This is a genomic window from Citrobacter sp. wls619, from assembly GCF_005281345.1.
Taxonomy (GTDB): Bacteria; Pseudomonadota; Gammaproteobacteria; order Enterobacterales; family Enterobacteriaceae; genus Citrobacter.
Map to the genome: position 1 here is coordinate 1 of NZ_SZXJ01000074.1, position 210 is coordinate 210.

At 55.7% G+C, this 210-nt stretch carries 1 protein-coding gene; it reads left to right on the forward strand.

Annotated elements, in window-relative coordinates; genetic code table 11:
* Positions 1 to 2: 2 nt before the first annotated feature.
* The coding region (locus FDX19_RS14255) for a DUF1778 domain-containing protein (protein WP_249357556.1) at positions 3 to 210 on the forward strand (208 nt) is incomplete at its 3' end.

Consider the following 210-nt stretch of genomic DNA (forward strand, 5'->3'; position numbering starts at 1 on the left):
CTATTAAGCGCGAAACATTAAATCTGCGCATCAAGCCCGCCGAGCGCGATCTTATCGATCGGGCGGCAAAAGCCAGAGGCAAAAACCGGACTGATTTTGTACTGGAAGCTGCACGCGCCGCCGCCGAGGAAGCGCTGATTGAACAGCGCATCATTATGGCCGATCCTGAGGCGTATCAGGCGTTTCTCACTCGTCTGGATCAGGCTCCTG